This is a genomic window from Virgibacillus sp. Bac330, from assembly GCF_003667845.1.
In the GTDB taxonomy this organism is placed as follows: domain Bacteria; phylum Bacillota; class Bacilli; order Bacillales; family Amphibacillaceae; genus Virgibacillus; species Virgibacillus chiguensis.
In genome coordinates this window covers 1,610,570-1,625,501 of record NZ_CP033048.1, presented here as the reverse complement: position 1 = coordinate 1,625,501, position 14,932 = coordinate 1,610,570, and the positions used below count along the sequence as shown (strand labels likewise).

Genomic DNA, 14,932 nt, shown 5'->3' with positions numbered 1-14,932 from the left:
TGAATGAGTGTAGTGAACTTGTATTCAGGAGAGGTGCTTATCCTCCCCTGAATGATTTTCTCCCTGTTTAGTTTACATAATGTTATTATCGTAAACTAATAGAGGTTTACAATATTAATATCCTGCAATATAGGAACTTCATTACCATACCAAGAGTAAGTGATTTGATAATTTGCATTCACCTTTATTAAATCCCATGTTGATTTGCTTTCTATTATTATATCTATGATTTGATTCTCTTCTATTTCAACCGAAATATAATAGTCATTGTTTTTGACGTATTTGTCTACCGCTTTCGCAGATGAATATGAACTAGTATGTAGTAAAAAATAAGAGCCTATAAAGTAAATCAGCATAAGCCCGATAACGGAAAGTGTAAAATAGGTCAACACGCTCCATTTTCTATTCACTTTTCCTCTCCCCTCTCGAATTTTAAATTCAATTAAGATAATGAAACGCTCTTTTCCTTATATAATATGCTTTTATCGCAATTACATTTAAAAAGAGGAGGTATGGATCTTTTTTTAATGTGGCTATCACTGTTAATTTCTGTCGTTTTTATAATCGTCTAGAAAATCTTTTTGAAAGCTTGTTGTTGGTTGCTGTGCATTTACGGAGTCCATATCTTCTACATGAATAAACGGATTTTCACCGTATTTACTGGTCAAATGATCAATTGCCTCGTATAATTTTTCTTTTTCCGCCTCATTTTGATACGTAAATAAATCCAACTGTTTTGCAATTTGTTGCCCTTCTTCTAAGTCAGCTACTGTTATTCCTAGCAAACGAATAGGTTCCATATTCCAATGTTTTTGTAACAGGTCATATATCTCTGTTAAAATATCTTTTGCACGATGTACATAATACCGTAGCTTTTTACTACGAGTAATCGTGCGGCGATCGTGATAGCGAATTGTTAATTGTACACTCTTTCCTACGGTTTTTTTTCGTTTCATTCTCTGTTCTACTTTATTAGCTAATTCTTTTAGTAAAGTATATATTTCTTCATCATCCGTAGTGTCAAAAGGAAGCGTTTTAGAGTTACCGATACTTTTAAAAGCATATATTGCATTTGGATCAATAGGGCGGTTATCTACACCATTTGCCCTGTTTTGTAATCGCTCACCATTTATTCCAAGGAATTGTTTTAAATGATATACATCCTTTTTTGCTAAATCTCCAATAGTATAAATGCCTGCTTTATTTAACTTGGTAGCAGTTTTTTCACCAACCCCATACATTTCTCCAACTGGCATCGGCCACAATTTAGTAGGTAATTCGCGCTTTCTTAGCACGGTTAAACCTAAAGGCTTTTTCATATTTGAAGCCATTTTAGCTAGAAATTTATTAGGCGCAATACCAATACTACTTGGTAAATCAAGCTCCCTTAATATTCGTTGTTGTATTTCTTGGGCTAGATCAACAGCGTGGACATCTTTTGCAATTTCTGTAACATCCATAAAACCTTCATCAATAGATACAGGCTGTACGAGAGTAGTATACTCAGAAAATATTTTAAATAACGCCTTAGAAGCTGCTCGATAGCGTGAGAAATTAGGTCGCATCACAAGCAAATCCGGACATAATTTTTTTGCTTGCCATACGTTCATTGTTGTTTTAACTCCTTTGGCTCGAGCTTCATAACTACTTGTTACCACGATCCCTTTTCTTTCCTCAGGATTACCAGCAATAGCTAACGGCTTTCCTTTAAGGCTGGGATCATAAGCCATCTCCACGGAAGCATAAAAGCTATTCATATCGACATGGAAAATAATTCTTCTTTGTTTCTCGGCACCATTATTCATTTCGATAACTCCCTTATGAAGTAAATACTATACTATTATCCCCTCCAAGAATAGTACTTAGAGGGGAGTTCACTTTAATTTTTAGCTACTTCCTGAATAATTGCTGTCACGAGTTCTGTAACTTTCACCAAGTCTTCTACTTTCATCCGTTCATTCGTCGTATGAATTTCCTCATATCCGACAGCTAAATTAACTGTTGGTATACCATACCCTGAAATGACGTTGGCATCGCTGCCTCCACCACTTTGAAGTAATTGACTTTCCAATCCAAGCGTTTGAGCAGCTTTCCTAGCTACCTCTACCACTTTATCTCCAGATTCTTGTTTAAATCCAGGGTACATCACTTTAACAATAACTTCTGCATCTCCACCAAGTTCTTTTGCCGTTTGTTCAAAAGCTTCTACCATTTTCTGAACTTGCGCTTCCATCTTTTCTGGAACGAGAGATCTTGCCTCTGCTAAAATTTTTACATGGTCTGCTACAATATTTGTTTGTTTTCCACCTTCAAAACGACCAATGTTTGCAGTTGTTTCCTCATCAATTCTTCCTAAAGGCATTTTAGCAATTGCTTTTGCCGCTAACGTAATTGCAGATATCCCTTTTTCTGGTGCTACACCCGCATGAGCTGTTTTACCTTTTATAGTTGCATGGAGCTTCGCTTGCGTTGGTGCAGCAACTATAATATCTCCCACATTACCATTACTGTCTAATGCATAACCATAATTTGCTTGTAATAAAGAGGTATTTAAGGCTTTTGCTCCTACTAATCCAGATTCTTCACCAACTGTTATTATAAATTGAATGTCACCATGACTTATTTTTTGTTCATTAAAGACGCGAACTGTTTCAAGAATCGCAGCCAATCCAGCTTTATCATCCGCACCTAAAATAGTTGTGCCATCTGAAGTAATCCACCCTTCTTCGATGACTGGTTTAATGTTTTTACCCGGTACAACCGTATCCATATGAGATGTAAAGTAAATGGTCTCCGCGTTAGCAATATCCCCTTTCCAATTACAGATTAGGTTTCCGGCACCATGACCTGTCCTAGATTTGCTATCATCTTCCAAGACTTCAATACCTAGTGCTTCAAATTTACTTTTTAAAACAGATGCAATTTTTCCTTCGTTGCCTGTTTCGGAATCAGTTTGTACAAGTTCTAAAAATTCTTCAACTAAACGCTTCTCGTTCACCATTTAAATCATCCTTTTTATTTGTCTCTTCATAGTGGGTATTCCCATGTTTTTTAACTGGAGATGACTGTTACTTATGTTTAGTATCTCCAAAGCTTGAATAAATTTACTTCGGGTTTCTCATGAATCAATCACATCTTGTACTAAAAATACTTCTGCCATTTCATAAGGTGTCAGAAATCTTTTTGTATGTAGAGATTTTTTGTTCTAAAGTGGCAGTGGGGCATTACTTTGTGCCAATTTCTTAGCATATAAGATAGATGGACATCGCACCTTCTTCACCAATAACTGCTATTTCAGCATTTGGCCATGCATAGAACCAACAGTTCCACCTGTGGTGGGGCTTAACATGACAGAAATTTGCGGAGTAACACCTGAATATCGAATATTTCTACAAAGAATTTGACCATTAAGGCAGCTACACCTTCTTGAATGCGCTCTCCCCTGATTTAATTAAACTAAGGATTGGCAATTATTCTGGCTAGATAAATATGCAGGTCAACAATTTTTCACTGTATCTCCCCAAGTGTTCCACCCATTACAGTAAAATCTTGTACATAAATGTAAACAGATTCTCTTTTATTTTACCATAACCTGTTACTACTTCGTCACATATGCGCTTTCTTCAATCTGCATAGATGTCACACGTTGTTTTATGAACGGATAAAATTCAACAAATGATTTTCCTCCAACGAATAGGTAATACGTTCACAGGCTGTTAGGTTTCCTTTTGCACGTTGTTAATTTATTCATTGTTTTCCACCTCCTAATTTCATTTGGCGTCGCTTTTCATACAACTCGTTCAACTTATCATACATATCCATTTGTGGTTGTCCACCCTTCACAAAATTCAAACAAAACACCATTTGCTGCTTTAGGGTGTATAAATGCGACGTAGTTGTTCCATGCTCCCTTCCTTGGGTAATCATCCACTAAAGGAATGTGGCGCTCTTTGCATTTTTGTATACGCTTAGATAGTTGGTTAACTCCCAATGCCACATGATGAACGCCTTCACCATATCTCTCAATGAACTGAAAAATAGTAGACTTTTGACTCAATGGTTCCATCAATTCTAAATAGCTTTCTCCAATAGGTAAAAAGGCAATGGAAACGAGCTCCCTTTCTAATAATTCACGCCTTGTAACTTGTAATCCTAGTATTTGTGTATAAAAAGGCAATACATTGTTAATTGAACGTACAGCAATGCCAATATGCGCAATTTGTTTTGGCTTAGATAAATATTCAGACATGATCTTCCTCCTCTAATTTTGCGTTTCTATATCATGCATATTTATCAGTTTACTTATACAGACCACGTTTTTTATTTCACTATAGGAAAATCAAATTTTAGAGTTACTGTAATTTTGACTGTTTCCTAGAATACTCAAAAAGGTTTACTTTTAGATAGCAGGGATAAAAATTTCCGTATGACATTTTGTAGAAAAATACTTTACAATACTTGTCCAAACATCTATTTCAAGGTAAAATAAAGTAAATAAACATGAAAATATATTATGGACATCTATTATAGTAAATAAGTTTGTTTCCATTGTTCATTGGATTTACTTCAATCCACTGTATGGTTTAGATTATTGAAAGTTTTGTAGTGGAAATCTTACGAAACCTTATGTTCATTATAAATAGAATTTCAAATTGTAAGGAGGATCACAAATGTCGCGACAATCTAAGCGTCAACGCAGAACAAAAATTGTTGTCTATATTATGATTATAGCAATGCTTCTCTCCACTATAACAACAGGTCTTATGATGTTTATATAAGTTTTTACTATGAATATACAAAGACTCCTTGTAAAGGAGGTCTTTGTTATTTTTCATTATATTTCTTCCTTACTTAGCTAAAAATAGAGACTAAATCTAATAAGGAGTTGCCCATAAGACATTCAAAATATCGTTTAGCCATTAAGTATGAACATTCGTTAATGCTTTCTGTAAGATATTAAGATTAGAAAATTGAAACGATGTTATAACGCTTGCTGCTATTAAACTTACGTTTCCAGTTGCTTCTTTTTTTTAACAACATCACTTTCTTTATATTTCATCTTCACAATTAAGTAATCTTCAATATCATGCAACAAACGAAAGAGGTTTGCCCTTGTCTCGAATTCCTCTTTGGAACAAGGAAGTTCTTCCTCATCAAACTCTTTACGTAGATTTTCTAATCGTTCTAGATAGATAATGGCTGTGTTTCCAGGATGAACAGCCTTTGACAGATCCTCAAAAAAATCAGCTATCTTTTCCGAAATGGTGTCCTTTTTTGGTAGCTTTGTAACTAATGGTAGCATCCTTTGTAATAATTCAAATTGACGTGTGCGCATTTTGAAATAGTCTCGATAAATATGTTTGCTTCGTAATAGATGGTTTTCCTTATCCCGTTCGACTAAATCATTTGTCTCGTCCAAAATTTCTCCGATTCTCTTAATTTCTTTTCCATCCCAATCAATATTTTTATTACGTACATAGAGAGCAATTTCGTATAAAACAAATTGAAAATTTTCCTCTAAGTCTTGTTGTTTCTCTTTTAATTTCCGGTCTAAACTTGGCATATATAGATTCATTACGAGCCCAGTTCCAATTCCAATAACAATTAATAGAAATTGATCCACTAGAAAGCTTATATCTAAATAATTTGCTCCATATAAATTTAAAATGATAACGGAGCTGGTAGCTATACCTTGCGTAATATTAAAAATCACAGTTACCGGAATAAAAACCAATAACAATAGCCCAAGAACTAATGGGTGATAACCAATAAAATAAAAGAAAATGATGGAAAAAACAGATGCAATGATACAAGCCAAGAATCTGTTCCATGCACTTAAAAAGGATTGTTTTCTTGATGGTTGAATACATAAAATGGTTAAAATACCAGCGGAAACAAAGTTTGTTACACCTAATAATTGTGCAACCCATATAGCAATTGGAGTTCCGATTGCTGTTTTGATTGTTCGATACCCAATCTTCAAACGTCATTCTCCTTTAAAATTAATTCCTATCTACGTAAGAGTTTTACTTCATTAAAGAAAGAACAAGAACGAAACTATTTTGAAGGATACGAAAAAATGGGCTGACCTATAATATAGCGACAGCCCTCTTTTTCATAAATTCGTTTAAACTTCTTCACAATGTTGTTCGAAAATTTGTTGCAAGTTGCTAATTACATCAATAGCATTATGTCCTTCAATATCATGACGCTCCAACATCGTGACTATTTTCCCATCTTTAAGGAACGCAAAGGAAGGTGAAGATGGTGGGTATCCTTCAAAATATGTTCTTGCCCTTTCCGTAGCTTCTTTATCCTGACCTGCAAATACGGTTACTAAATGGTCAGGTCGTTTATCATAATGAACTGCATTTGCAGCGGCAGGCCTAGCAATACCACCTGCACAACCGCATACGGAATTAACCATAACGAGGGTTGTTCCTTTTCGAGATAACGCCTCATCAACAGCCTCAGGTGTCGTGAGCTCTTCATATCCTGCTTCTCTTATATCTTCTCTTGCAGCATTTACAACATCATTCATAAATATATTAAAATCCATTACCAAATCAAACCCCTTATTATAATGATACGTAACCTTGTTGTTAGAATAACAGCATTAAAGGAATATTTCAATAAAATACATTTGAACGCATGCTATACCAAGCTATAGTTATAATTGGTATCCTGTTACATACAGTTAAATATTGCTTTATCCCGCATATCATGAGATTCCTACTTGAGTAAGATGAGAGCCGAACAATAAAGTGGGAGACAACAACATCTCATTCCCTTTTTCAGTAAGAGGTCTTAGGCCTACCTGGATGAATAACTTCATTGAGGGACCAAAGTCCCCAATGATTAAAGTAGAACTATACGAAATGCCTTCTACAGGCTTTTAAAATGTTTATCTAATAGACATTTATAGTATGTTCGTTCATTTGTTCTAAAATAGCTTTTACTCGAGCTAAAAATTGACCGCAAATCAATCCATCTAATATCCTGTGATCCAGAGATAAAGATAAATTCACCATGTTTCTAGCAGCAAACATATCATTAACAATGACTGGACGTTTCACTATGGACTCCACTTGTAAAATAGCTGCTTGTGGATGGTTAATTACCCCCATAGAATGAATGGAGCCAAATGATCCCGTATTATTAACAGTAAAAGTTCCACCTTTCATATCATCAGGAGTTAATTTTCCCGTTCGCGCCTTAACAGCTAATTCGTGAATTTGCTTTGCAATGCCTTTAACGCTTTTATCATCAGCATGATGGATCACTGGAACAAACAATTCTTGATCTTTTGCTACGGCGATCGAAATATTAACATCCTTACGTTGAATAATCTTATCTTCCGCCCACGTACTATTTAATTGCGGGAATTCTTTTAAAGCTTGAGCTACAGCTTTGACAAAAAAGGCGAAAAAAGTTAGTCCATAACCTTCTCTTGTTTTAAACGTGTCTTTAACCTTGTTTCTGTAGGTTACTAAATCCGTCACATCTACTTCCACCGTCATCCAAGCATGCGGAATTTCTTGTGTAGAACGTACCATATTTTGTGCAATTGCTTTGCGTACTCCACTAACAGGAATTTCTACATCGCCAGGATAAGTTCCAGATACCGATTTATTCAATGGTTTAACTTCCTGTGGTGACACTTGCTCTTCCGTTTGAAATGCAACTTTACTTGGTTCAGGAATTTTACCAGACGCAATAATCTTCTCCACATCTTTTCTAGTGATTCTTCCTGCTTTCCCTGAACCTGTCACTTGTTCCAAATCAATATCGTGTTCTTGAGCTAAACGTAGCACAGCAGGAGAATAGCGTTTTTTCATAGATTGATCTGAACTAGCTTCCGCTTCTTTATGTTCAACAGCTTCAGTAGATGAACTACTACGCTGTTCCTGTTTTGAACCTGGCTCATCAACAGTGTCGATATAACACATTAGTTCTCCAACTTCAATTGTGTCGCCTTCTTGAGCAACAATTTCTTTAATCTTCCCACTATAAGAAGATGGTACTTCAGCATTTACTTTATCTGTTAGAACCTCGGCAATCGGGTCATATTTGTTTACTTCATCTCCAACCTGTACGAGCCAAGAACTGATGGTGCCTTCCGTTACACTCTCACCTAACTGGGGCATATTGATTTTTTCTATTGCCATTATTTATCCTCCTATCAGCTATTTAAAATTCCGCTAATTCACGCATGGCTTTTTCTACTTTATCAGGATTAATCATAAAGAACTTTTCCATCGTCGGTGCATATGGCATGGATGGAACGTCAGGACCTGCTAGCCGTTGTACAGGAGCATCTAAATCAAATAAACAATTTTCGGCAATGATCGCTGCAACTTCACCAATAATACTGCCTTCTTTATTGTCTTCAGTAATTAATAGTACTTTACCAGTTTTCTTTGCAGCTTCAATAATAGCCGCTTGATCCAAAGGATATACGGTTCGTAAATCTAACACATGTGCACTAATTCCATCTTCTGCTAATTTTTCTGCTGCTTGTAAAGCAAAATGGACACAAAGACCGTATGTAATGACGGTAATGTCAGATCCCTCCTTCTTAATATCTGCTTTTCCAATAGGAAGTACATAATCATCTTCTGGTACCTCTTCTTTTAATAAGCGGTATGCGCGTTTATGTTCAAAAAAGAGCACTGGGTCATTATCGCGTATTGCTGCTTTAAGTAATCCTTTCACATCATAAGGTGTGGATGGCATAACAATTTTCAAGCCTGGTTGATTAGCAAATACCGCCTCTACGGATTGGGAGTGATATAAAGCGCCATGGACTCCACCACCATACGGAGCGCGAATCGTTATTGGCGCATGCCAATCATTATTAGAGCGATAGCGTATTTTAGCTGCTTCAGAAATAATTTGATTTACTGCTGGCATAATGAAGTCTGCAAACTGCATTTCTGCTACAGGGCGCATGCCATACATCGCTGCTCCTATGCCAACTCCAGCAATAGCTGATTCTGCGAGTGGCGTATCTAAAACTCGAGCCTCTCCAAACGTTTCATACAGTCCATCCGTGGCACGAAAAACTCCGCCTTTTTTTCCAACATCTTCTCCTAAGACAAACACGTTTTCATCTCGTTGCATTTCTTCTCGTAAAGCAGTGGTTATTGCTTGAATGTAGGACATTACTGGCATTGTATTTCCCCCTCCTTACTCCTCATATACAAATTTTAATGCTTCTTCTGGTTTTGCGTAAGCAGCATTTTCTGCGTAATCTGTAGCATCATTTACTTCTTGTTGAATGACTTCATTCATTTCTTTCTCGACTTCGTCTGTTAATACGCCAACATCCTTTAAATACTTCGCAAATGTAATAATCGCATCTTTTTTCTTTGCTTCCTCTACTTCATCACTTCCTCGATATAGTCGATCATCATCATCACTAGAGTGAGCAGTTAACCGATAAGAAACAGCTTCTATTAATGTTGGTCCTTCTCCCTTCAACGCACGTTCATGCGCTTGTTTGACAGCATCATAAACTGCTAAAGGATCATTCCCATCCACAGTAACTCCCGGCATTCCGTATGATTGTGCTCGTTCAGCTACGGTTTTACTCGCAATTTGCTTTTCCAGTGGGACGGAGATGGCATATTTATTATTTTCTACCATTGTAATAACAGGAAGCTTATGTACACCTGCAAAATTTAACCCTTCATGGAAGTCACCTTGGTTGGATGAACCTTCTCCTAATGTTACAAACGAAACAATGGGGTCATGCTTCATTTTTGCAGCAAGCGCAACGCCAACCGCATGTGGAAGTTGTGTCGTCACAGGTGAAGAACCCGTTAGTATACGATTTTTCTTTTGACCAAAATGCCCAGGCATTTGTCTTCCACCAGAATTTGGATCTTCTGCTTTAGCAAAACCAGATAGCATTAAATCCGTTGTTGTCATACCAAACGCCAACACCACTCCCATGTCTCGATAATATGGAGCCACATAATCTTTTTCCCGGTTTAAGGCAAAAGCGGCTCCAACTTGGGCTGCCTCCTGTCCTTGACATGAAATAACAAAAGGAATTTTCCCAGCGCGATTAAGTAACCACATTCTTTCATCTATTTTTCGAGCAAGCAACATGGTGCGATAAATATCTAAAACTTGCTCTTCAGTAAGCCCTAAAGCTTTATAGTCTTTTTTTGACATACAACGTCCCCTCCTTTAAAATCCTTATCCGTGTATTTGTTTTCCATCTACCGCAAGCGCAGCCTCACCAATAACTTCCGACAAAGTAGGGTGTGGATGAATAGCATGAGCAATTTCCCAAGGAGTAGCATCCAGCACTTTAGCTAACCCCGCTTCAGAAATCATATCGGTTACATGTGGGCCAACCATATGAACTCCTAATAAATCATCATTTTGTTTATCAGCAACTATTTTTACAAATCCATCTGTTTCTCCGTAAACGAGCGCTTTACCAACTGCCTGAAAAGGAAACGTACCAACCTTCACGTCATACCCTTTTTCTATTGCTTGTTGCTCTGTTAAGCCAACACGAGCTACTTCAGGATTGGAGTAAATACAAGTAGGAACTTGCAAATAGTTAATTGGCAATGGCGATTGGCCTGCCATATGTTCTACAGCAACAATTCCTTCATGTGAAGCAACATGAGCTAATTGCATGCCACCAATTACGTCACCAATTGCATATATATGCGATTCTTTCGTTTGATAAAATGCATTTGTTTGAATAACATCTTCGTCCACAACAATATCGGTATTTTCCAAACCAATATTTGTTATATTCGCTTTACGACCAACAGAAACAAGTATTTTCTCTGCTTGAAATGACTGCTTTTCCCCATTAATTTCAGCTTCTAAACGAACTAGCTCTCCTTTATCAACGGTATCTGCCAATACTTTTGCTTCTGTTACAAAGGTTACGCCTTTTTTCTTTAATAATTTTTGTACTTCTTTAGCAACTGCTTCATCTTCTGTAGGTAATATTTGCTTCGCGTATTCAATAACAGTAACATTTACATCAAAATCCGCCAACATCGATGCCCATTCAATACCAATTACGCCTCCGCCAACAATAAGGATCGAATTTGGTAATTCTGTTAAATTCAACGCTTCATCCGAAGTCATTACAAACGACTGGTCTACTTCTAACCCCGGTAAAGTTTTCGGTTCCGAACCTGTAGCTACTAACACATTTTTAGGAATTAGCATGGTATTCTCTTGCCCGTCTCCATGTTCAATCGATATCGTTCCAGCCATCGGGGAAAAAATACTTGGTCCTAAAATACGACCATGCCCATAATACGTATCAATTTTCCCTTTCTTCATTAATCCCTTGACACCTTGATGCAACTGGTCAACAATTTTTTGTTTTCGTTCCTGTACTAAAGGAAATTTCAATGTAGTTGCTTCCGTTTCTATTCCATACAAAGCGGCCTGTTTGGTTTGTCTATATACTTCAGCACTTCGTAAAAATGATTTTGAAGGAATACAACCACGATGTAAGCAAGTGCCTCCTAGTTCTCGCTTTTCTACAACAGCTACTTTCATTCCAAGTTGGGAGGCGCGAATAGCTGCTACATAACCGCCAGTTCCTCCTCCAAGTACAACTAAATCATATTCTGTTGCCAATTCATTCACTCCTTTTATCCAGTCTTATCATCATAAATCTTTGCTTGTTCTTCTCCACGTAAAACACGCAACGCCCCTTCGTTTAATGCCTGTAATTCGTCTTCACCAGGATAAACAATTGTATCGGCTATCCAGTCTACACGTTCCACAATCATATCTGTAAAGGTTTTACCATGAGCAAGGCCACCAGTTAATACAATGGCATCTACATCCCCTTTTAATACAGCACTTAAAGCAGCAATTTCTTTAGCGACTTGATAAGCCATTGCTTCATATACTTTTTGAGCATACGAATCCCCTTGAGAAATTCGTCGTTCAACTTCCATTGCATCACTTGTCAGTAAATAGCCCATTAATCCGCCGTTACCAACAATTTTACGCATGATTTCTTCTAAGTAATATTGGCCTGAAAAGCACATTGATACTAAGTCACCAACAGGAACAGTCCCTGCTCTCTCTGGAGAAAAAGGTCCTTCTCCATGTAAACCATTATTAACATCAATTACTTTCCCAAGATGATGGGCACCTACCGTAATACCTCCACCCATATGTGTTACAATAAAATTCATTTCCTCGTATACCCCGCCAACTTGTTTAGCTACTCGTCTAGCAACGGCTTTTTGATTCAGTGCGTGAAAAATACTTTTTCTAGGAAGTTCAGGTATACCAGAAAAACGGGCTATTTCAGCAAGTTCGTCTACTACGACGGGATCTACAATATATGCTGGTATATGAAGGGAAGAAGCAATTTCATTTGCAATGATACCACCTAAATTGGAGGCATGATGCCCGTTGTACCCTCTTTCTAGATCAATAATCATCGCTCCATTTACTTCATATGTTCCACCTGCAATTGGTCGAATTAATCCACCTCTTGCACAAACAGCATCCAATTTAGAAACACTAATCCCTTCATAATCGAGTTGTTCTAATATTACATTTTTACGAAAGGATTTTTGTTCGCTAATAGATATAAAACCCTGTAATTCATCAACAGAATGGCGAATAGTTGTTTCAAAAACGCATCCCTCATTATCAAACACACCTATCTTCGTTGATGTAGAACCTGGATTGATAACAAGTGTTCTAAAGATTTCTTGCAATACATATCCCCCTCCACAATTTGTGGTTTGCAAATAGCTTTTTTACTTTGTAGCCATTCGTGCAAAAGCAAACACGAATGGCTTCTATTTATCTTCTACTTAAAATATGATGACCATTTAACAAAAATTGACTCCTAGAACGATATTCAGATTTAATTCTTTCTTCCGCCATTCGATTTGCAGCTAAGTAAGTAGGTATATTATCTCGTCTAGCGATGGCAAATACTTTTACCAAGCTGTCATATATAGTTTCAACCTTCTTCATAGCCCGATCGTAATTATATCCTTGTAACTCATCAGCAACATTAATAACCCCACCAGAGTTAATGACATAGTCAGGTGCGTAAACAATCCCTTGCTTGTGAATCATATCACCATGTCGCGACTCTTTCAATTGATTATTAGCTGATCCAGCAATAACTTTTGCTTTTATTCTTGGAATCGTGTCATCATTTATCGTTGCTCCAAGTGCACAAGGTGCATAAATATCACAATCCACATCATAAATTGCATCCGGTTTAACTGCTTTTGCATGGAAAGCTTCTACTGCTCTTTGTACAGCTTGTTCATTGATATCTGTTACTACTAAATTAGCTCCTTCTTTATGTAAATGTTCACAAAGAGCATAAGCAACATTACCTATACCTTGAACTGCAACTGTTTTTCCTATTAAAGAATCATCCCCAAATGCTTCTTTAGCGGCAGCTTTCATGCCTTTATACACGCCATAACCAGTTACTGGAGAAGGGTTTCCGGAAGACCCTGATTCTGGGGAGATACCCGTCACAAAATCGGTTTCCATATGGATAGTATCCATATCTTGCACGGTTGTACCTACATCCTCTGCTGTAATATATCTTCCATTCAAACCTTGGATATAACGACCAAAAGCACGAAACATTTCAGGGTTTTTATCTTGTTTTGGGTCACCAATGATAACCGTTTTCCCACCACCTAAGTTTAGTCCAGCTGCAGCATTCTTATAAGTCATTCCTTTAGCTAAACGAAGCGCATCTTCAAGAGCAGCTTCTTCTGTTTCATAGGTCCACATTCTCGTTCCACCTAAAGCAGGGCCTAAAGTTGTATCGTGGATGACAATAATTGCCTTCAACCCAGAATTCTTATCTTGACAAAACACGACTTGTTCATAATCATCTTGTTCCATGTAGCGAAATAGTTCCATTAAGATCTCCTCCTATTTGAATTAGTGGTCATAATTGCTAATGATAGCGAATGTAATTTGCTTTCAACGGTATCTGCTCGTGACGTTAAAATAATCGGTGCTTTAGCTCCGCAAATAAGAGCAGCTACTTTTGCTTGTGCATAATAAATAAATGATTTATATAAAGCATTGCCTACTTCAATGGAAGGGGCGAGAAGAATATCTGCATCCCCTGCAACTTCTGATGAAATACCTTTTTGAACTGCCGCTCGCTTTGATACAGCATTATCAAATGCTAAAGGTCCATCGATAAGACAGTTTTTTATTTGCCCCCTTCGTTGCATTTGCGTAAGTATAGCAGCATCCATCGTAGACTGCATACTAGGATTCACTTTCTCTACTGGTGCTAGAGCAGCTACTTTTGGTACCTCTATCCCAATACTTTGTGCAACTTGTACTGCATTTTCAACAATAGTCACTTTTTGTTGCATATCGGGCGCAATATTCATTGCTGCATCTGTTAATATCACTAGTTTTTCTTGATTTGGAACTTCAAAGACTGCAGTGTGTGATAAAATTTTTCCAGTTCGCAATCCATACTCTTTATCAAGAACTGCTTGCAAAACATCTTTTGTTGCGATGTTTCCTTTCATTAATATATCTGCTTGCTTTTGGCTTACTGCTTTAACACTTGAATGTGCAATCGCAGTTAAATCAGTTGCATGTTGAATAGAGACTTTTTCTTTATAGTTGGATAAATGGAGCCCTATTCGGTTTGCTGTTTCCTTTATTTTCTCTTCATTTCCAACAAGCAAAAATTGGCAAAGGTTTTCTTCAAGAGCTATTTTAACAACTTGTAATATACCTTCATCTTGAGCATTTGCAATGGAAACAATATTTCCTTCTTTCTTTTTGGCTGCAATTTTTAGTTGGTCTAAACCACCCATATTTCCCTCCTATCTTCTCTGCCATAGTTATTATGCAAATACTATGCCAAAAGAACAATCATTGTAAGCGCTTCACTTAAATACTACTCCCC

General features: G+C 37.1%; 14 protein-coding genes. 1 reads left to right on the top strand and 13 read right to left on the bottom strand.

The genetic code is table 11. From position 1 onward, the window contains the following. Positions 1 to 95: 95 nt before the first annotated feature. The 4 genes from D9780_RS07565 to mce form a co-directional block, all read right to left on the bottom strand. Positions 96 to 410: a hypothetical protein gene (locus D9780_RS07565; protein WP_121639762.1), complete on the bottom strand. Its 315-nt coding sequence runs from the start codon at positions 408 to 410 to the stop codon at positions 96 to 98. A 132-nt stretch (positions 411 to 542) separates the two neighbouring features. Continuing rightward, positions 543 to 1,805, bottom strand: coding sequence for a DNA polymerase IV (locus D9780_RS07560; RefSeq protein WP_121639761.1), 1,263 nt, complete (start codon positions 1,803 to 1,805; stop codon positions 543 to 545). A gap of 74 nt (positions 1,806 to 1,879) precedes the next feature. Next, positions 1,880 to 3,001 (bottom strand): M20/M25/M40 family metallo-hydrolase, encoded by a 1,122-nt coding sequence (locus tag D9780_RS07555; RefSeq protein WP_121639760.1) that lies wholly within the window; start codon positions 2,999 to 3,001, stop codon positions 1,880 to 1,882. Positions 3,002 to 3,808: 807 nt separating this feature from the next. Beyond that, complete coding sequence (mce, locus tag D9780_RS07550) at positions 3,809 to 4,249, bottom strand: methylmalonyl-CoA epimerase (protein WP_121639759.1); 441 nt, start codon at positions 4,247 to 4,249, stop codon at positions 3,809 to 3,811. A 421-nt stretch (positions 4,250 to 4,670) separates the two neighbouring features. On the opposite strand from mce, the gene prli42 reads away from it, so the two are divergent. Beyond that, a complete protein-coding gene (gene prli42, locus D9780_RS07545; protein ID WP_116277013.1) occupies positions 4,671 to 4,778 on the top strand; it encodes a stressosome-associated protein Prli42 in 108 nt (35 codons plus the stop codon). 227 nt (positions 4,779 to 5,005) lie between these two features. Here the strand turns inward: prli42 and D9780_RS07540 are convergent, their stop codons facing one another. The 9 genes from D9780_RS07540 to yqiS form a co-directional block, all read right to left on the bottom strand. After that, a complete protein-coding gene (locus tag D9780_RS07540; RefSeq protein ID WP_116277012.1) occupies positions 5,006 to 5,983 on the bottom strand; it encodes an aromatic acid exporter family protein in 978 nt (325 codons plus the stop codon). A gap of 144 nt (positions 5,984 to 6,127) precedes the next feature. Continuing rightward, positions 6,128 to 6,559, bottom strand: a complete 432-nt coding sequence (locus tag D9780_RS07535; RefSeq protein ID WP_116277011.1) for a BrxA/BrxB family bacilliredoxin — start codon at positions 6,557 to 6,559, stop codon at positions 6,128 to 6,130. A gap of 349 nt (positions 6,560 to 6,908) precedes the next feature. After that, positions 6,909 to 8,168, bottom strand: coding sequence for a dihydrolipoamide acetyltransferase family protein (locus D9780_RS07530; RefSeq protein ID WP_121639758.1), 1,260 nt, complete (start codon positions 8,166 to 8,168; stop codon positions 6,909 to 6,911). A 22-nt stretch (positions 8,169 to 8,190) separates the two neighbouring features. Next, positions 8,191 to 9,174: an alpha-ketoacid dehydrogenase subunit beta gene (locus D9780_RS07525; protein WP_073004310.1), complete on the bottom strand. Its 984-nt coding sequence runs from the start codon at positions 9,172 to 9,174 to the stop codon at positions 8,191 to 8,193. Between the two features lie 15 nt (positions 9,175 to 9,189). Next, a complete protein-coding gene (locus tag D9780_RS07520) occupies positions 9,190 to 10,182 on the bottom strand; it encodes a thiamine pyrophosphate-dependent dehydrogenase E1 component subunit alpha (RefSeq protein WP_073004311.1) in 993 nt (330 codons plus the stop codon). A 24-nt stretch (positions 10,183 to 10,206) separates the two neighbouring features. Further along, a complete protein-coding gene (gene lpdA / locus D9780_RS07515; RefSeq protein WP_121639757.1) occupies positions 10,207 to 11,628 on the bottom strand; it encodes a dihydrolipoyl dehydrogenase in 1,422 nt (473 codons plus the stop codon). 14 nt (positions 11,629 to 11,642) lie between these two features. Next, complete coding sequence (gene buk, locus D9780_RS07510; RefSeq protein ID WP_084723497.1) at positions 11,643 to 12,731, bottom strand: butyrate kinase; 1,089 nt, start codon at positions 12,729 to 12,731, stop codon at positions 11,643 to 11,645. 88 nt (positions 12,732 to 12,819) lie between these two features. Beyond that, on the bottom strand, positions 12,820 to 13,914 hold the full coding sequence (locus D9780_RS07505; RefSeq protein ID WP_073004316.1) for a Leu/Phe/Val dehydrogenase: 1,095 nt from the start codon (positions 13,912 to 13,914) through the stop codon (positions 12,820 to 12,822). Continuing rightward, a complete protein-coding gene (gene yqiS, locus D9780_RS07500) occupies positions 13,914 to 14,840 on the bottom strand; it encodes a phosphate butyryltransferase (protein WP_121639756.1) in 927 nt (308 codons plus the stop codon). The genes D9780_RS07505 and yqiS overlap by 1 nt, the downstream gene beginning before the upstream one ends. Positions 14,841 to 14,932: the final 92 nt, after the last annotated feature.

Coding starts and splice junctions, on each gene's coding strand:
- D9780_RS07560 (WP_121639761.1), bottom strand. CDS start 1,805: ATGAATAATGGTGCCGAGAAACAAAGAAGAATTATTTTCCATGTCGAT.
- D9780_RS07555 (WP_121639760.1), bottom strand. CDS start 3,001: ATGGTGAACGAGAAGCGTTTAGTTGAAGAATTTTTAGAACTTGTACAA.
- mce (WP_121639759.1), bottom strand. CDS start 4,249: ATGTCTGAATATTTATCTAAGCCAAAACAAATTGCGCATATTGGCATT.
- prli42 (WP_116277013.1), top strand. CDS start 4,671: ATGTCGCGACAATCTAAGCGTCAACGCAGAACAAAAATTGTTGTCTAT.
- D9780_RS07535 (WP_116277011.1), bottom strand. CDS start 6,559: ATGGATTTTAATATATTTATGAATGATGTTGTAAATGCTGCAAGAGAA.
- D9780_RS07530 (WP_121639758.1), bottom strand. CDS start 8,168: ATGGCAATAGAAAAAATCAATATGCCCCAGTTAGGTGAGAGTGTAACG.
- D9780_RS07525 (WP_073004310.1), bottom strand. CDS start 9,174: ATGCCAGTAATGTCCTACATTCAAGCAATAACCACTGCTTTACGAGAA.
- D9780_RS07520 (WP_073004311.1), bottom strand. CDS start 10,182: ATGTCAAAAAAAGACTATAAAGCTTTAGGGCTTACTGAAGAGCAAGTT.
- D9780_RS07505 (WP_073004316.1), bottom strand. CDS start 13,914: ATGGAACTATTTCGCTACATGGAACAAGATGATTATGAACAAGTCGTG.
- yqiS (WP_121639756.1), bottom strand. CDS start 14,840: ATGGGTGGTTTAGACCAACTAAAAATTGCAGCCAAAAAGAAAGAAGGA.